At 41.4% G+C, this 16237-nt stretch carries 19 protein-coding genes and 1 rRNA gene; 13 read left to right on the forward strand and 7 right to left on the reverse strand.

All coding sequences use genetic code 11. From position 1 onward, the window contains the following. Positions 1-137: 137 nt before the first annotated feature. The gene (locus tag FTV52_RS08470) at positions 138-1451 is read left to right on the forward strand and encodes an MFS transporter (RefSeq protein ID WP_131260737.1); all 1314 of its coding nucleotides are present in this window, start codon (positions 138-140) and stop codon (positions 1449-1451) included. Positions 1452-1517: 66 nt separating this feature from the next. Here FTV52_RS08470 and FTV52_RS08475 read toward each other — a convergent pair whose 3' ends face one another. Then, on the reverse strand, positions 1518-2528 hold the full coding sequence (locus FTV52_RS08475; RefSeq protein ID WP_179990561.1) for a metallophosphoesterase: 1011 nt from the start codon (positions 2526-2528) through the stop codon (positions 1518-1520). A gap of 176 nt (positions 2529-2704) precedes the next feature. Here FTV52_RS08475 and FTV52_RS08480 point away from each other — a divergent pair, with 176 nt between their 5' ends. Beyond that, the gene (locus tag FTV52_RS08480; RefSeq protein ID WP_257221695.1) at positions 2705-4315 is read left to right on the forward strand and encodes a phospholipase D family protein; all 1611 of its coding nucleotides are present in this window, start codon (positions 2705-2707) and stop codon (positions 4313-4315) included. A 97-nt stretch (positions 4316-4412) separates the two neighbouring features. On the opposite strand, the gene FTV52_RS08485 is transcribed toward FTV52_RS08480, so the two are convergent. Continuing rightward, complete coding sequence (locus FTV52_RS08485) at positions 4413-5231, reverse strand: 1-acyl-sn-glycerol-3-phosphate acyltransferase (RefSeq protein WP_096901584.1); 819 nt, start codon at positions 5229-5231, stop codon at positions 4413-4415. A 292-nt stretch (positions 5232-5523) separates the two neighbouring features. Here FTV52_RS08485 and hflX point away from each other — a divergent pair, with 292 nt between their 5' ends. The 6 genes from hflX to FTV52_RS08515 all read left to right on the forward strand — a co-directional run bounded on the left by hflX (position 5524) and on the right by FTV52_RS08515 (position 9673). Then, complete coding sequence (hflX, locus tag FTV52_RS08490; RefSeq protein ID WP_104853075.1) at positions 5524-6864, forward strand: ribosome rescue GTPase HflX; 1341 nt, start codon at positions 5524-5526, stop codon at positions 6862-6864. Between the two features lie 35 nt (positions 6865-6899). Then, on the forward strand, positions 6900-7271 hold the full coding sequence (locus FTV52_RS08495) for a hypothetical protein (RefSeq protein WP_004972466.1): 372 nt from the start codon (positions 6900-6902) through the stop codon (positions 7269-7271). Positions 7272-7280: 9 nt separating this feature from the next. Then, on the forward strand, positions 7281-7955 hold the full coding sequence (locus FTV52_RS08500) for an LrgB family protein (RefSeq protein WP_154321022.1): 675 nt from the start codon (positions 7281-7283) through the stop codon (positions 7953-7955). 88 nt (positions 7956-8043) lie between these two features. Then, the gene (locus tag FTV52_RS08505) at positions 8044-8490 is read left to right on the forward strand and encodes a DUF2147 domain-containing protein (protein WP_154321023.1); all 447 of its coding nucleotides are present in this window, start codon (positions 8044-8046) and stop codon (positions 8488-8490) included. Between the two features lie 179 nt (positions 8491-8669). Then, positions 8670-9116, forward strand: a complete 447-nt coding sequence (locus FTV52_RS08510) for a DUF2147 domain-containing protein (protein WP_179990562.1) — start codon at positions 8670-8672, stop codon at positions 9114-9116. A 104-nt stretch (positions 9117-9220) separates the two neighbouring features. Then, a complete protein-coding gene (locus FTV52_RS08515) occupies positions 9221-9673 on the forward strand; it encodes a DUF2147 domain-containing protein (protein ID WP_004972473.1) in 453 nt (150 codons plus the stop codon). Positions 9674-9756: 83 nt separating this feature from the next. On the opposite strand, the gene FTV52_RS08520 is transcribed toward FTV52_RS08515, so the two are convergent. The 4 genes from FTV52_RS08520 to FTV52_RS08535 form a co-directional block, all read right to left on the reverse strand. After that, positions 9757-10605, reverse strand: a complete 849-nt coding sequence (locus tag FTV52_RS08520) for a symmetrical bis(5'-nucleosyl)-tetraphosphatase (RefSeq protein ID WP_096901578.1) — start codon at positions 10603-10605, stop codon at positions 9757-9759. Beyond that, a complete protein-coding gene (gene rsmA, locus FTV52_RS08525; protein ID WP_004972477.1) occupies positions 10605-11417 on the reverse strand; it encodes a 16S rRNA (adenine(1518)-N(6)/adenine(1519)-N(6))-dimethyltransferase RsmA in 813 nt (270 codons plus the stop codon). The genes FTV52_RS08520 and rsmA overlap by 1 nt, the downstream gene beginning before the upstream one ends. Positions 11418-11436: 19 nt before the next feature. Then, complete coding sequence (pdxA, locus tag FTV52_RS08530; protein WP_136144143.1) at positions 11437-12405, reverse strand: 4-hydroxythreonine-4-phosphate dehydrogenase PdxA; 969 nt, start codon at positions 12403-12405, stop codon at positions 11437-11439. Between the two features lie 62 nt (positions 12406-12467). Further along, entirely contained in the window at positions 12468-12878 is a 411-nt protein-coding gene (locus FTV52_RS08535) for a hypothetical protein (RefSeq protein WP_136144144.1), read from the reverse strand. Positions 12879-13143: 265 nt separating this feature from the next. Here FTV52_RS08535 and rplM point away from each other — a divergent pair, with 265 nt between their 5' ends. The 5 genes from rplM (at position 13144) to FTV52_RS08560 (ending at position 15980) form a co-directional block, all read left to right on the forward strand. After that, positions 13144-13572 (forward strand): 50S ribosomal protein L13, encoded by a 429-nt coding sequence (rplM, locus tag FTV52_RS08540; RefSeq protein ID WP_004909012.1) that lies wholly within the window; start codon positions 13144-13146, stop codon positions 13570-13572. Positions 13573-13584: 12 nt separating this feature from the next. After that, entirely contained in the window at positions 13585-13971 is a 387-nt protein-coding gene (gene rpsI / locus FTV52_RS08545) for a 30S ribosomal protein S9 (protein WP_004972483.1), read from the forward strand. Between the two features lie 249 nt (positions 13972-14220). Continuing rightward, positions 14221-14874 carry a glutathione S-transferase N-terminal domain-containing protein gene (locus FTV52_RS08550; RefSeq protein WP_136144145.1) on the forward strand — a complete coding sequence of 218 codons (654 nt, stop codon included), beginning with the start codon at positions 14221-14223 and terminating at the stop codon, positions 14872-14874. Positions 14875-14884: 10 nt separating this feature from the next. Then, entirely contained in the window at positions 14885-15313 is a 429-nt protein-coding gene (locus FTV52_RS08555) for a ClpXP protease specificity-enhancing factor (RefSeq protein WP_136144146.1), read from the forward strand. Between the two features lie 16 nt (positions 15314-15329). Next, positions 15330-15980, forward strand: coding sequence for a hypothetical protein (locus FTV52_RS08560; RefSeq protein ID WP_004972488.1), 651 nt, complete (start codon positions 15330-15332; stop codon positions 15978-15980). Positions 15981-16118: 138 nt separating this feature from the next. Here the strand turns inward: FTV52_RS08560 and rrf are convergent. Next, a 5S ribosomal RNA gene (gene rrf / locus FTV52_RS08565) occupies positions 16119-16233 on the reverse strand. Positions 16234-16237: the final 4 nt, after the last annotated feature.

The raw sequence follows: 16237 nt of genomic DNA on the forward strand, positions 1-16237 counted from the left end.
GTGTTCATGGATGCAGTTTTGTAACCGACTTCTTGTTCAAAAAAGTATAACTACAAGAAGTATCTACTATTTTTCTGCCAGTGCGGTCTGTGCCAAATTGCACTTTCATTTAAAATTCACTTTACATAAGGTCCTGTATGGCATCTTCATCTACTGCTGCCGCTGAACAGCCGACTCAAAATTCTAAATTTCGAGTACTGACTGCAAGCTTGGTCGGTACCACCATCGAGTTTTTTGACTTTTATATCTACGCCACTGCGGCAGTCATTATTTTCCCGTATCTGTTCTTTCCGATCAGTACTGACCCAATGACGGCAACCATTCAATCTCTCGCCACCTTTGCAATTGCCTTTATCGCCCGTCCAATTGGCGCAGCTTTATTTGGACATTTAGGAGATCGGATTGGACGCAAAGCCACTTTGGTCGCGGCATTATTGACCATGGGAATTTCTACAGTCTGTATTGGTTTACTGCCGACGTATGCACAAATTGGGATTATCGCGCCATTACTGTTGGCGTTGTGTCGCTTAGGGCAAGGTTTAGGCTTGGGCGGTGAATGGTCGGGAGCAGTACTGTTAGCCACAGAAAATGCCCCTGAAGGTAAACGTGCTTGGTATGGCATGTTCCCACAATTGGGCGCTCCGATTGGTTTTATTCTTGCCACAGGTTCATTCCTTATTTTAGGTGCGCTGATGTCTGAGCAAGACTTTATGACATGGGGCTGGCGCATCCCGTTTATTTCGAGTGCCTTATTGGTGATTGTCGGTTTATGGATTCGCTTAAAACTGCATGAAACGCCTGCCTTCCAAAAAGTGTTGAATAAACAAAAAGAAGTCAATGTGCCATTTATTCAGGTCTTTAAAAAACACGCTAAAATGTTAGTGCTCGGTACAATCGCTGCAATTTGTACCTTTGTGGTGTTTTATCTGACTACGGTATTTGCCTTGCAATGGGGCACCAAACAACTGGGTTATTCACGTGAAGAATTCTTAAAACTTCAACTACTAGCCACATTGTGTTTTGCTGCTTTTATTCCCCTCTCAGCCGTTTTAGCCGAAAAATTTGGACGTAAAACCACCTCTATCGCAGTGTGCATCATCTCTGCAATTTTTGGCTTATTTTTTGCCGATATGCTTGCTTCAGGCAGCACGTGGATTGTATTTATTTTCCTGTGTATTGGCTTGGCAATTATGGGACTTACTTACGGGCCCATTGGTACAGTATTGTCTGAAATTTTCCCAACATCTGTACGCTATACAGGCTCCGCACTCACCTTTAACTTGGCGGGTATTTTTGGCGCATCGTTTGCCCCACTCATTGCCACCAAACTTGCCACCACTTATGGCTTGGCTGCAGTTGGTTATTATTTAAGTGCAGCATCCATATTGTCTTTAATCGCATTTTTAATGATTCGAGAAACCAAGCATGATGATGTAAACAATCAAATTTAAGCGCAAAAATTGCATCAAAAAACCAGCCTCGGCTGGTTTTTTTCATGTAGGCGATGGTGACGGTGCTTACAATAATTCAATAATATCAATCGTGGGCGGCACACCAAAACGAAAAGGAACACCGACCATTCCTGTCCCTACAGTCACAAATACATCGGCATGATCATGGCGATATAACCCCTTTTTATGCCCTAAAATAGATACTTTTTTCATCACATAATCGGTCAGCCACGGCAGTTCAACCTGCCCACCATGGGTATGTCCTGCCAACATCAACGGACGTGTCGGCAATTTTGGCACCATATCCACTGTATCGGGGTTATGTGATAACAACACCCACGGCTTATCCTGAGGTAAATCGGGCATATAGCGCATGTCGGTTTTACCTGCCCATAAATCGCCAATACCGAGCAAACGAAACTCATCAAACTCGACAATTCTACCTTCAATATCAATCACGTTATTTTGTTCTAAAGCCGTTTTTAACAGCTCTTGAATGGGCGGGCCAGGATACTGCTCATCATGATTACCATTTACCGAATATACAGGCGCACAAATTTCTTTTAATACCGCCAATTCTTCGACCAATTTATTTTCAGGCTCATAAGTCCAGTCGCCTGCTACAACGACAATATCGGGGTTTTGCAAATTGAGTTTTTTCACAATTTGCTTCAATTGACGCTCATGCCCAGAAAACAAGCCAATATGTAAATCTGCAATTAAAGCAATTTTGACAGGCTTTAATAAACGGCGATCTGCATAAATTTGATATTTGGTAGTTTTGACTTGAATCAAATGCGGTTCAATAAAACGCGCATAGCTCAACACAGCACTGACTAAAAATACAAAAATCGCTTCGTGGATGGAGTAATAGCCCTGAATACCCGCATAGACACTAAAAAAAACCAAAGGCGGCAACAGGTAAGACAAATAAAATACCAACAAATGCACAAAGGCCTTAAACGGGTGAATGGTTTCTGTATTGGCCTGACTGCGCCATGCTTGCGAAACTGCCCACAGCGCCAAAATTGCCATACCCATATAGAAATACAACACGACTGAATCGTTATCCCACATATTTATTCTCTATTACTTCATACTTCTGCTATTCAATGCTGCGCTAAACCCAGATGTCGCATTTAACCCACACACGTCATATATCTGTATTGTCATATTTATCTTTTCATAGCTGACAATTATACTCAAACCCTATTTTTAACTTATTTGCTCCTCGTGCTAAAAAGGAATTTAATTTGGCAAACCGCAGCTCATCCGCTCCATTTCAAAATATTCGGCACAACGTCTTGTGGCTGAGTTGCGCCTTCGTTTTGACACTCTCAGGCTGTAGCACGCTGCCCAAACAGATTGAACATCCGATCCGGATGGCGTTTGAAACCCCAACCGATCAAACCAGTTTGGCCAAAATTGTACTGCCGCTACGCGAAAAATATCCGCAGCTTACGGGTTATCATGTCCTGTATGATCCGCTCGAAGCCCTAGCAGCACGTATCTATCTGATTAATAAAGCAGAAAAATCTTTAGATTTACAATATTATATTTGGGATAACGATAAAATTGGCGCGCTTGCACTACACGCCATTATTCGTGCGGCAGATCGTGGGGTGAAAGTCCGCTTATTGGTCGATGATAACAATGCCAAAAAAATGGAAGGCATTTATCTCGCGCTCGATCAACACGTCAACATCGACATCAAACTGTATAATCCATATCGCTTTCGACATTATCGTGCCATGGACATGATTTTGGATTTGAAGCGTATTAACCGTCGTATGCACAACAAAAGCTTTATTGCCGATAACCAAATTTCTCTGATTGGTGGGCGCAATATGAGCAATCAATACTATAACGTCAGCGACAATTATCAATTTTCTGATGTCGATGTGATGTTAGTCGGCTCGGCTTCGGATGAAATTATTCACTCTTTTGATGAATACTGGAATGATGACTATGCTTATTCAGTCAAGCAATTGGTCAATCCACAACATTACACCTTGCGTTATGAAAGCTTAAAACAGCAATTAGAACAGCACGATCAAGAAGCCACCGTACAAAATTATTTAGATTTGGTGACTCGTTCTAAAGCGATTGAACAGTGGATGACGCGTAGTATTAAGTTCGATTGGGTCAGTGCTGAAGTGGTCAAAGATGCGCCGAGTAAAATTAAAGACCGCGCCTCAAAAGAAGAACATCTCAACTTTCAATTGCTGACGCATTTAGAGAAGCCAAGCAGTAGTGTCGATATTATTTCTGCGTATTTTGTCCCTGAACAATCGGGGGCAGAAAAACTAAAAGACTTGGCGGATGATGGCGTTCAGGTACGCGTACTGACCAACTCCTTTAAAGCCAACGATGTTCCTGTGGTGCATGCTTTTTACGCCAAATATCGAGAAGATTTATTGGCAAATAACGTGCAGCTGTATGAGTTTTTGGCGCGACCTGAAATGGAAAACCTAAACACACATACGCACGAAATTTCCAAAAAAGCCAAAGTCAGTATGAAAGGTTTAAGCCGTTCTAGTTTACATGCCAAACTCATGGCATTGGATGAAAAACAGGTATTTATTGGTTCGTTTAATTTTGACCCACGCTCGGCATATTTAAATACTGAAATTGGAGTAATTTTAAATAGTCCACCATTGGCTCGCGCAGTTCACCAGACCATGGATGTCAATTTATCCAAATATGCTTATAAACTGGTTTTAGATGCGCAACAAAACATTCAATGGCAGATGAAAAATCCACAAGGCGAAACTCAAATTCTAAAAAAAGAACCAGGGATGAAATGGTATCAACGTGCGGCAATGAAAATTACCTCATGGCTGCCAATTGAAGGCTTTATGTAGCAACATAATATTGAAGCTGTTGGATGATGACCATTATTCTTAAAAAAATGTGATGTGCTTAGGCTATCTTTAACATGAAGATGCGCCTAAGCATGTTTTATGATGTCAGCACTTGTGGTTTTAATACCTGACGATGCAACTCAGCCAAACCTTCTGTCATGCGTTCCTGTACCACAGCAGTTAAAGATTCAATATCGTGGCCTTCTACCACAATTGCAGGTAACGCCATTAAATGCGCTGTCACTTTCGGCATTTCCAAAACATCTTTCACATGATCAACAAAGGTCATGTCATTAATAAACGGCGCAACAGTATCTAACTCACCTTGCTGATTCACATAACAAATCAGACAAATTTGCACAGGTCGTTTGGCTTCAATTGCTGCCCCTAAAATACGACCATGCACTTTTTTAATTTTGCTTCCATCTGACGTGGTCGCTTCAGGAAAAAATAATACAGGAATATCTTGTTTTAAAAATTGCGTGATTTGTTCACGAATTTTGACTGAATCGCCAGAGCCACGCTTAATAAATAGCGTCCCCCCACCTTTGGCTAACTTACCCAATAACGGCCATTTTTCAATTTCAGCTTTGGCCAGAAAAAATACCCGCGCACTAGAACCCAATACCGCTACATCTAACCACGAAATATGATTACTGACCCATAGCGCAGGGTCATGCGGAATTTCACCATGAATTTGCACTTCAATATTAAAAACTTTGCACAATTGACGGCAAAAATATTGCACATAGCGCGTATTGTTCGGGTTGTTGGTGTCTTTATACAATTGATGACGATAGACCAAATAGAACCCTTCACCAATCGCGCCAGCCGTTGCCAGAACTTTTTTGCTATACAAAGCAAGCTTTGCAAAACCATGAATTGGAGATGTGTGAGTTTCAACAGCTGGGTTCATAGGGTCATCACTAATTGTTAAACGCAAAACAACGTATAAAGGTCTATATTTTGCTCATTCTATACTGTTCAATCTGAACTTGCATTGATAATAAAAACCGAAACCTGCATGCAAACATGCGACTTTTGGCAAAATCTAAATAGATAAATTCTATATTGGGGTCATCCTTATAATTGAGTTTACATACGTTGATATAGCATCAAATCAGGGCGCAGGAAAAATCCAATCATCTATTTCCCTGCACAAACATTTTTTCTACTAGAATATAGCTTTAGCATGGAGATTGCGCTGAGTGGAAAATTTTGTGCCACATCAAGATGGCGAGCGTGTTGTACTGGTCAGTGTCGCTGTCCAAATTTTAGAAGACCTAGATGCCGAAGAATTTCAGCTCTTGGCTGAATCTGCGGGTGCAGAAGTTTTACAACATGTCCACACTCAACGTAGTAAACCCGATGCCAAACTCTTTATTGGCTCAGGCAAAGCCGAAGAAATTGCCGCATTGGTCAAAGAACACGACGCCAATTTGGTCATTTTTGATCATGCACTCAGTCCTGCACAGGCACGTAATTTAGAAAAAGTGATGCAATGCCGTGTAGTTGACCGTACCGAACTCATTTTAGATATTTTTGCTCAACGCGCCCGCACTTACGAAGGTAAATTACAGGTCGAATTGGCACAATTACAACATTTATCTTCACGTTTGGTGCGTAGTCGCAGCAACTTAGACAGTCAAAAAGGTGGTATCGGCTTACGTGGTCCTGGGGAAACCTTGCTTGAAACTGACCGACGCTTATTGCGTATTCGCATGGGACAACTAAAAACCAAACTCGATAAAGTCCGTCAAACCCGTGCACAAGGTCGTGTGGCTCGGCAAAAAGCCGCCATTCCTACCGTTTCATTGGTCGGTTATACCAACGCAGGCAAATCGACCTTATTTAATATTTTGGCGCAAAGTGATGTCTATGCTGCTGACCAACTGTTTGCTACGCTTGACCCTACTTTACGGCGTTTAGAATGGGATGGCATCGGACGTCTGGTATTGGCAGACACCGTTGGCTTTGTAAGAAACCTATCTCACTCTTTGGTGGAATCTTTTAAAGCAACTTTGGAAGAAACCTTAGAAGCCAGTTTATTGCTGCATGTGATTGATTCAAGCAACCCCGATGTGTTGGAACAAATTGAAGCAGTCGAAGGTGTGCTAAAAGAAATTGGCGCAGATGTACCTATTTTGCGGGTTTACAATAAAATTGATGTCTCAGGCGAAACAGCCAAAATTATCTATGAAAAACCGCATCAACCTGACCGTGTCTATGTATCGGCACATTCAGGGCAAGGTTTAGACTTGTTAAAACAAGCCGTACATGAATGTTTGATGGGGCAAATTCAAAAGTTTGATCTTAAATTACAACCTGCTTATGGCAAACTGCGCAATCAACTGTATGCGCTCAATGTCATTCAGGCAGAACAGTACGATGATGAAGGTCAATTACATCTACAAGTCAGCATGGCACCACATAAACTGGAACAACTGATTAAACAGGCACATTTACCGATAGACGAAATTTTAGGTGCACAGGCAGAACAATTTAAACGTCCGCTTGAAGCATTTGAAATTGACGATCAGATCGGTTAAAACGTGATAAGTAAAATTTTAATGAAAGATCAAAAATGAGCAGGATAAAACATATCGATTGGCCAGCATGGATCGGCACACTCCTTTTGATTATTGTGTTTCGTGAAGCCTCTGTATGGATCATGACCCAATTTAATCACCCAGAATTAGGCAATTTAGTCGGTTTGCTCAGCCTGCTGGCGGTATTATTTACATGGCGCAAACTCAGTAAAATTCCTGCTCGTCTGGTCGATACCAACAACAAAATCATGAAAGAAAGTGCCTTTGCCTTTTTACCCATCAGCGCGGGTTCATTAATTATGCTCACGCACATGGGCAAACAAATTCCAATCTTCTTAATTGTGTTGTTTATCAGTACGCTGATCCCGCTTTGGCTGTATGCCAAAATGGCAAAACGCTGGCTTTAGGAGATTAAAATGCTGTCAATTCTATATGGTTTTTTAATCACTCTCGTTGCATATTTACTGGCAAAACCTTGCAACCAAAAAGTCCCGCAAATCCCTGTGATTGTCTTTGGCATGTGTTTTGTGTTGCTACTGTTGTATTTTTTCGGGATTCCATACGAAACTTACGTCGCACAAACCAACCCTTTGTTTAATCAATTATTGGGCTATGTGACAGTTGCACTCGCCATTCCTCTAGCAGCCATGCGTTATGACGATTTACCCCTCAAAGCGATTTTAGGTATTTTGTTCTTTGCCAGTCTTAGTGCTGTGGCGCTGCCGATGGGGCTTGCTTATGCGCTACATATGTCCAGTGCCGATATTATGGCATTTGCCACCCGTGCAGTGACCACGCCGATTGCGATTAATATCGCCACGCTTTTGGAAGCCCCAATTCAACTGGCAGTCTTGATTGTGATTTTATCGGGTGTTGTAGGTGCTGCTTTCTCACCTTTTATTTTAAGACACATCAATGATGAACGTGCCTCTGGTTTGGCTCTAGGTCTGGCTGCGCATGCAATTGGTACCGCCCAAGCTTGGCAACGAGGTAGCGTAGCTGGACGTTATGCCGCCTTTGGTATGGCCGTCAATGCAGTATTTACCGCAGTATGGCTGCCAACTTTTATACTGTATTTACAAAAAATGTGACTGAGCAATCACTTATTTAGACTTGTCGAGTTTTAACTTTCTTTTTACTATGAAATATCCAGTTAGCCAAAAACAAGGAACATTGAACATGGTCAAGATGAAACTCACCGTTGCCTTAATCTGCTCAGCGTTAGGAAGTTTTGCGCTAGCTCAAGATATTACGGGTACTTGGAAAAATATTGATGACAAAACAGGTTCATCAAAAGCAATTTTAGAAATTCGTCAGGAAGCCAATGGCACCTATACGGCTAAAATTGTCAAAGTTACCCCTCGTCCTGGCTACACCCCTAAAGATACCTGTGTCAACTGTCCTGCGCCTTATACCAACCAACCTATTTTAGGAATGGATATACTTAAAGGCTTAAAACATACAGGTGGTACTAACTTCTCTGGTGGAAAAATTATTGACCCATTAAACGGCAATATCTACAGCACCAAAGCCAAATTAAGCAGCAATGGTAAACGTCTGACCATGCGTGGTTATGTGGGCGTATCTGCTTTAGGACGTAGCCAAACTTGGATTAAAAGCGACTAATTAATTGCTTCACTTTTCACTTAAAATGCCACACGTTCGTGGCATTTTTTATTGGTTTTCTTACATTTTAGTCGCAACTTTAAGATTAATTTTTTCTCAAATCGCTTGACTCCTACCACAACTCGCTTTATATCTTGAATAAACCTCTGTGATCAATTTCGGCAATCAAAGGAACTGATATGAAGAAAAATTTACTGATAGGTGCATTTGCAAGCTTAATGTTCAGTGGCAGTTTATTTGCTGCAGACTTAACTGGAACTTGGCAAAGCATTGATGACAAAACTGGCTCACCTAAGGCTTTAATTGAAATTACCAAAGCGGAGAATGGTACGTTTACGGGTAAAATTATCAAAGTCACACCACGTGCAGGCTACACCCCTAAAACCATTTGTGTCGATTGCCCTGCCCCATATACCAATAAACCACTCGTCGGCTTAGAAATTATTAAAGGTTTACAACATGTGGATAACAACAACTATGCCAACGGGCGTATTCTTGATCCACTTGCAGGCAAAATGTATAGCTTAAAAGGACGTCTTGCTGCCAACGGTAAACGCCTAACCTTGCGTGGTTACGTCGGAATTTCAGCCATTGGTCGGACACAAACGTGGATTCGCCAACAATAAGCGAGTAATTGTGTCTCATCGGTCATTTTTTCTGGATACTCGGGACTTTGTGTCCGTTAATTCACAGATTAGACTAGCCGCAAAGACCGAGTAAGGGAAATAAAATGATTCAGAAATTGGCTTTAGGAATAGCCGTCATCTTCGGCAGTCTAAGCACTTTGGCGATGGCACAAGATTTAGCAGGAACTTGGCAACAAATTGATGATAAAACAGGCTCACCCAAAGCTGTCATCGAAATTCGTAAAGAAGCCAATCAAACCTATACGGGTAAAATTGTGAAAGTAACCCCGCGTCCGGGTTATACCCCACGTGAACTTTGTAATAAATGCCCTGCGCCTTATACCGACCAACCTATTTTAGGGATGGATATTTTAAAAGGCTTACAACAAGTCAAAAACAGCAACAATTACGAAAAAGGACGCGTAATTGATCCATTGGCAGGTCGTATTTACGATGCAAAAATTCGCCTCAACTCAACAGGTAAACGTTTAACTTTACGTGCTTATATGGGTGTATCTACACTAGGTCGCAGTCAAACTTGGATTCGAATTCAATAAAATTCAAGATAAAAAATAGCCACCTCAATAGGTGGCTATTTTCATTTCATCATCACATTTTTAAATTTTAAAGATGAATGTTATTACCATTCTGCCAGCGGATTATCCACTGCAAACAATTGCTGATCTTCCAAACGATAAGCCACAAGCTGATTGCCCCACACACAACCGCCATCCACATTTTGAATATTGTCGGCTACCGTTTGTCCCTGCAATGCTGCCCAATGACCAAATACGATTTGATGTGTTTGCGCAGCTAAAGATGGATATTCAAACCACGGTTTAAAACCTTCTGGCATCGGATCATCTAAGGCATCTTTAAAGCTGAATTCCAAACCACCCTGTGCATTGGCTAAACGCATACGGGTCAAATAGTTGGTAATACAACGTAAACGCGCATGCCCCTCTAAATCATCCGACCAAACTGCAGGTTCTGCCCCATACATTTCCTTTAAGAATGCATCCACTACCTCAAAGTCCTCATGCCCAATCACCGCCTCAACTTCTTTTGCCAAAGCTGCGGTTTGTTCCGCATTCCAAATATGTGGAATACCTGCATGAGTTAAAATGGTGTTTTCATTAGGAAAAAGACACAATGGTTGTTTACGCAACCAATCAATCAAATCATCACTGTCAATTGCATCAATCACATCACGAGTGTTGTCTTGTGCTTTGATTTTCTTTAAGCCACGTGCGCCTGCCAACAAGGTTAAATCGTGATTGCCTAACACCGTTGCTGCAACGCCACGATCTACCAGTTTTTTAATAAAACGCAAAGCACCTACCGAGTTTTCACCCCGCGCGACTAAATCGCCTGCAAACCAAATAAAATCTTGATCGGGATCGAACTGTATTTCTTTTAATAATAGTTTTAAGGCTTCAAAGCAGCCCTGCACATCACCAATGACATAGTTGTATCGAATTGCTGCCATTAATTCACCATCTGATCTGCCAATGCGACAAATGCACTCAAACTTAAAGTTTCAGGACGTGCCATTGGGTCTACCCCTGCACGTTCAAACGCATCTTCAGCCAACATGCCTTTTAAGCTATTGCGCAATGTTTTACGACGTTGGGTAAATACATGCGCCACCAAACGTGCCAATGCTTTTTCATCTTTGGCAATAATCGGTTTAGTCACATAAGGCTCTAAACGGAATACTGCAGAAGTCACTTTAGGCGGTGGATTAAATGCGCCAGGCGGTACTTCAAACAAGAACGTTGGCTTACAATAATACTGCATCATCACCGATAAACGCCCATATTCTTTGGTATTCGGTTCAGCCGTGATACGATCTACCACTTCTTTTTGCAGCATAAAGTGCATGTCTTTAACTTTGTCACCAAACTCTAAGAGATGAAACAAAAGCGGCGTCGAAATGTTATACGGCAAGTTTCCAACCACACGTAGCGGGCGCCCTTCCTGAAATAACTCGGTAAAGTCATATTTCAGCGCATCACTTTCTACAATAGTTAAACGCTCAGGATGTGGCACACGTCCCGGTAAGCCTGCGGCCAAATCACGGTCTAATTCCACTACAGTCAAAGCATCACACTCACCAATTAAAGGTGAGGTCAATGCCGCTAAACCCGGTCCAATCTCGACAATATTATCGCCTGGACGTGGGTTCACTGAGCGGACAATTTTGGCAATCACGCGTTGATCATGCAAAAAGTTTTGACCAAAGCGTTTACGAGCCTGATGCCCTTCATCTTTTGGGTTTAGGGCATTAATTTGATACATAAAGATTTCCAAGCTGAAATTATGAACGTGCTAAATCCAGCGCTAAATCGACAGCAACATGCAAGCTAGAACTTTTCGCAAGTCCCGTACCTGCGAGGGAGAGCGCTGTGCCGTGATCGACTGAAGTGCGAATAAACGGTAAGCCTAAAGTAATATTGATTGCTTCACCAAAGCCCTGAGATTTTAACACAGGTAAACCCTGATCGTGATACATCGCTAAAACTGCATCGGTATCTTTTAAATTTTCTGGGGTAAATAAAGTATCTGCAGGTAAACTTAAACTGAGATTTTCACCGCGATTACGGTAATTTTGCAGCACAGGATTAATCACCTCAATTTCTTCCATGCCTAAATAACCATCTTCGCCCGCATGTGGGTTCAAACCACAGACCAATACTTTAGGATGTTCAATTTTAAACTTGCTTTTTAAATCGTGCAGCAAAATATCAATTACTTGTTCTAAACGTGTTTTGGTAATGGCATCTGCCACGGCACGTAAAGGTAAATGCGTGGTCGCCAAGGCAACGCGTAAGGTTTTGGTGGCTAACATCATCACCACACGCGCAACACCTGCAAACTCCTGATAATATTCAGTGTGCCCACTAAAAGAAATACCAGCTTCATTAATAATAGATTTTTGCACGGGTGCTGTCGCCACGCCCACACTCTTACCTGTCATTGCATAAGAAGCTGAGCGACGTAATTGCTCCAAAACGTAAGCTGCATTTTGTGCATTTAAATGCCCCAACTCAACATCTACAGCCAAAGGCACATGCTCAACATATAACTGCCCAAGCGCTGCAGGCTGTTGCTGACCTGAATATTCAATCAATTCGACTTGTTGCTTTAGAATTTCGGTGCGTTGTTGTAATAATTGATGATCTGCCAATACCACAATTGGACGCTCATCTTGTCGAGCTGCCAGACTTAGACAAATATCAGGTCCAATACCTGCAGGTTCACCACTGGTGACATATAAAGGGCGCATGCAGCTTCATCCACTATAGCTAGGTGTAGCTGAATTATAGCGCCATCCTGAGCAAAATTGTTTTATCTCCAATCTAATCTAAATCGGCTATCTAAGATGCCCATCTGATGCGCCCATTCCGAAATGCCAATCACGACCATACATAACAACAAACCTATAAATAGTATTTTGGGCGCTTGTTGAGTGACTGCTCGATAGTTTTGATCAGATAGACTCAACATGATGAAGCCACCGATGCCATATAGCATAAAAGGGAGCAAGGTGATGTGCATAAATACAGAATAGATTAAGATAAAATCAAATACATCAGTACCATAAGCTGCACCTACCAACAAAAATGCCAGTTCATACAGACCAATCAATGTGATGAAAAAACCTGCTATAAATTTTAGCAGTTTATTTGGTTGCGGCTTTAATGCTTCTGTCGTTAATGCTTTTGTCGTTGTAGCGATGCGTTCTAAATCATCAGACATAGTGATCCGTCCTCATCATTATTATTAGCTGCGACCATACAGAAAAAGCTAAAACAGCACTAGATAAAGAAGATCAATACCTGATTTTTACTGTCGTGAAATGGTCGCTAGAGGTGATTTTGCTTTTATAACCAAACTTGATAAAATATAGCGCTTAAAATGTGACTTTTCCATTGTAGTTCTACCCACTCTCAGGTAGAATTCGGACTCCTTTTTGTTTGGACAGCTTCCATAGTCCAAACCAACTATAATAGGTAGTGGTTTAATGAAAACTCTCAGCGCTAAGCCAGCTGAAGTTCAACACGACTGGTACGTTGTTGATGCTTCTGGCAAAACTCTAGGTCGCCTTGCGACAGAAATCGCTCGTCGTTTACGCGGTAAGCACAAAACTTCTTATACTCCTCACGTTGACACTGGCGACTACATCGTTGTCATCAATGCTGAGCAAGTTCAAGTGACTGGTAACAAATCACTTGACAAGAAATACTATCGCCACACTGGTTTCCCTGGTGGTATCCGTGAAACTAATTTCGAGAAATTAGTTGCTCACAAACCAGAAGAAATCTTCCAACGCGCTGTAAAAGGCATGTTGCCAAAAGGTCCTCTTGGTTATGCTATGATCAAGAAAATGAAAGTGTACGCTGGTGCTGAGCATCCTCACACAGCTCAACAGCCACAAGTTTTGGACATCTAAGGGATACAGCACATGGCTACTAACTATGGTACAGGTCGCCGTAAGACCGCAACTGCACGTGTTTTCTTATCAGCTGGTACAGGTAAACTCGTAATTAACAACCGTACTCTTGAGCAATATTTCGGTCGTGAAACTGCTCGTATGATCGTACGTCAACCATTAGAGCTTCTTGAAGCTACTGAAAAATATGACCTTTACATCACTGTTGCTGGTGGTGGTATTGGTGGTCAAGCTGGTGCAATCCGTCACGGTATTACTCGTGCATTGATCGCATCTGACGACACTTTAAAACCTGCTCTTCGTCAAGCTGGTTTCGTTACTCGTGATGCTCGTGAAGTTGAACGTAAGAAACTTGGTTTACGTAAAGCTCGTAAACGTCCACAATTCTCTAAACGTTAATTCGTTTACCGAATCGGACACAAAAAAAGCCTTGGATTTTCCAAGGCTTTTTTTATGCAAATCAACGAGCTGAGCATTTTAAGCCAGATAAACAATTCGGATTCACATACACCAAAAATCAAAATTCAATACAGTCCAAAAATTGAAAACCAATCAACAAATATCTCATACACTTTTATCAGCTTTGCTGGGTGATTTTAGTGGCTAAGTTTAGTATCCTATTCTATTCATTTGGTTTTATTTCGGATTATGTCAGTCGAGAACGCACCCTTACAAGGCATTACCCTCTACAGTCATGCGGACGACTTTCGCTCACATTGGATTCGTTACGTTCTGGCCGAAAAACAAATCAAATATCAACTGATTTTGGTCGATTATGAAGATGAAGATCTTGCAAGCCTGAATCCGTATAATCAACTTCCAATGCTGCTAGAAAACGATTTAAAACTCTTTAATACTGCGATTATTTCCGAATATCTGGATGATCGTTATCGACAAAATAAACTCTATGCAGATGCACCTATGCCACGTGCAGAACAAAGACAATATATTTGGCGCTTTGAACAAGACTGGTTCAAACTTGCCGATCAGATGCTACGTCATCCTGATAGCTTAGAGTACACAACACAGCGCGCTGCACAAAAAAAATTACGTGATACACTCATTTCACTGACACCATTATTTCAGCATTATCCTTATTTCATGTCAGAAAATTTCAGTATTTTAGATTGCATGCTGGCACCCTTATTTATACGGCTAAAAGCCATGGGCATAGAATTACCCCAACAACACTGTCGTCCAATTTTCCTGTATTGTCAGCGGATTTTTTCACGCCCTGCCTTCACTCAAGCAATGACTTTGCAAGAAAAAAATCGCTATCAAGAATTTTTAATTCATACTTAAAGAGCATATTATGTCTGAATCTGAAATCAATTTAAGTCCAACCCGTCCTTATTTAGCCCGCGCAATTTATGAATGGATTTGTGATCACCAACTCACACCACATTTATTGGTCGATGCTACACAGCCGAATACGCTTGTTCCTGAACAATTTATTCAGGATGGTCAGATTGTCCTAAATATCGTTCCACATGCAGTGCATGCCTTACACATGAGCAATGATGCAATCACCTTCTCTGCACGCTTTGGTGGCGTATCACGCGACTTATATGTACCTATGAATGCCGTCGTAGGTATCTATGCAAGAGAGAATGGACAAGGCTTATTCTTTGATCCAAGTGAGTATGCACATATCCAAAATGATCAAGATGCTTTAGAATCAAAGACTGAAGAAAAAACCGAACAAACTAAGAAAAAACCAAGCCTTAGATTATTAGATTAAAACAATGGAGTAGTGAATGGCTTTTGATTTAGTACAATATTTTGCAGCGCAGATTAAACTTCAAAAGCCCTCGCTTTTGAAACAATATAATGCTGTTGATCGCGACCAATATATTCAAGAAATCAATGCGCTGAGCTTAGGCAAACTGGTCAGTCTGTGGCGAGAAGACAACCAAAAACTTTATCAAGAAATTGATCATCAAGATGAATTATATATTCAGGAAATTGCACGTCGACTCACCACATCTCCACACAATCAGTCACCTCTCTCCAAAACTGAGCTTGAACAGAATATTAGTGAAGTCTTAGCCTTACAACTCACAGAGCTCAAGCAATTGGATCAAACTGGTAATTTTGGCAATAAAGGTCTAGGTGAATTATTGCTAGGTCAAATTGAACATTTATCTGGTCAAGCGGATGATTGGGTTTGGTCAACAAACGATCTAATAGAGTTAAAAGGTTCTAAACCAATTCCTCAAGAAGAGCTATCATTAGAGGCATCAATGAAGGAGTTTAATCAAATGGTTCAACAACATACCCACGATGATCATCAAAATATTGAGCCTGTAGAAGCAATTGTACCCACTTGGTCTAAAGTACTAGAACCTATCGTTGCGATTGCGATTTTAGCAATTCTATGGTGTTCCGTTACTCAATTATTCGCTTAAATCAATCTTCTATCTAAGCCGTAATAAAACCATCATCATCTGATGGTTTTATTTTGCCTTCACTTTTTATAGTTTTAATATTTTCTTTCTCCCATAAAAAAACACCCCCAACGCTAGTTGAGGGTGTTTAGAATAATGAGCTGGCGATGACTTACTCTCACATGGGTAACCCCACACTACCATCAGCGCGAAGAGGTTTCACTTCTGAGTTCGGGAAGGGATCAGGTGGTTCACTCTTGCTATGGTCGCCAGCACAA

It is taken from the genome of Acinetobacter sp. YH1901141, from assembly GCF_013416935.1.
GTDB lineage: Bacteria > Pseudomonadota > Gammaproteobacteria > Pseudomonadales > Moraxellaceae > Acinetobacter > Acinetobacter towneri.

What these genes read in the sequence shown, in the direction of transcription:
- FTV52_RS08470 (WP_131260737.1), top strand. Translation starts at nt 138, where the DNA reads ATGGCATCTTCATCTACTGCTGCCGCTGAACAGCCGACTCAAAATTCT.
- FTV52_RS08475 (WP_179990561.1), bottom strand. Translation starts at nt 2,528, where the DNA reads ATGTGGGATAACGATTCAGTCGTGTTGTATTTCTATATGGGTATGGCA.
- FTV52_RS08485 (WP_096901584.1), bottom strand. Translation starts at nt 5,231, where the DNA reads ATGAACCCAGCTGTTGAAACTCACACATCTCCAATTCATGGTTTTGCA.
- FTV52_RS08495 (WP_004972466.1), top strand. Translation starts at nt 6,900, where the DNA reads ATGAGCAGGATAAAACATATCGATTGGCCAGCATGGATCGGCACACTC.
- FTV52_RS08500 (WP_154321022.1), top strand. Translation starts at nt 7,281, where the DNA reads ATGCTGTCAATTCTATATGGTTTTTTAATCACTCTCGTTGCATATTTA.
- FTV52_RS08505 (WP_154321023.1), top strand. Translation starts at nt 8,044, where the DNA reads ATGGTCAAGATGAAACTCACCGTTGCCTTAATCTGCTCAGCGTTAGGA.
- FTV52_RS08510 (WP_179990562.1), top strand. Translation starts at nt 8,670, where the DNA reads ATGAAGAAAAATTTACTGATAGGTGCATTTGCAAGCTTAATGTTCAGT.
- FTV52_RS08515 (WP_004972473.1), top strand. Translation starts at nt 9,221, where the DNA reads ATGATTCAGAAATTGGCTTTAGGAATAGCCGTCATCTTCGGCAGTCTA.
- FTV52_RS08520 (WP_096901578.1), bottom strand. Translation starts at nt 10,605, where the DNA reads ATGGCAGCAATTCGATACAACTATGTCATTGGTGATGTGCAGGGCTGC.
- rsmA (WP_004972477.1), bottom strand. Translation starts at nt 11,417, where the DNA reads ATGTATCAAATTAATGCCCTAAACCCAAAAGATGAAGGGCATCAGGCT.
- pdxA (WP_136144143.1), bottom strand. Translation starts at nt 12,405, where the DNA reads ATGCGCCCTTTATATGTCACCAGTGGTGAACCTGCAGGTATTGGACCT.
- FTV52_RS08535 (WP_136144144.1), bottom strand. Translation starts at nt 12,878, where the DNA reads ATGTCTGATGATTTAGAACGCATCGCTACAACGACAAAAGCATTAACG.
- rplM (WP_004909012.1), top strand. Translation starts at nt 13,144, where the DNA reads ATGAAAACTCTCAGCGCTAAGCCAGCTGAAGTTCAACACGACTGGTAC.
- rpsI (WP_004972483.1), top strand. Translation starts at nt 13,585, where the DNA reads ATGGCTACTAACTATGGTACAGGTCGCCGTAAGACCGCAACTGCACGT.
- FTV52_RS08550 (WP_136144145.1), top strand. Translation starts at nt 14,221, where the DNA reads ATGTCAGTCGAGAACGCACCCTTACAAGGCATTACCCTCTACAGTCAT.
- FTV52_RS08555 (WP_136144146.1), top strand. Translation starts at nt 14,885, where the DNA reads ATGTCTGAATCTGAAATCAATTTAAGTCCAACCCGTCCTTATTTAGCC.
- FTV52_RS08560 (WP_004972488.1), top strand. Translation starts at nt 15,330, where the DNA reads ATGGCTTTTGATTTAGTACAATATTTTGCAGCGCAGATTAAACTTCAA.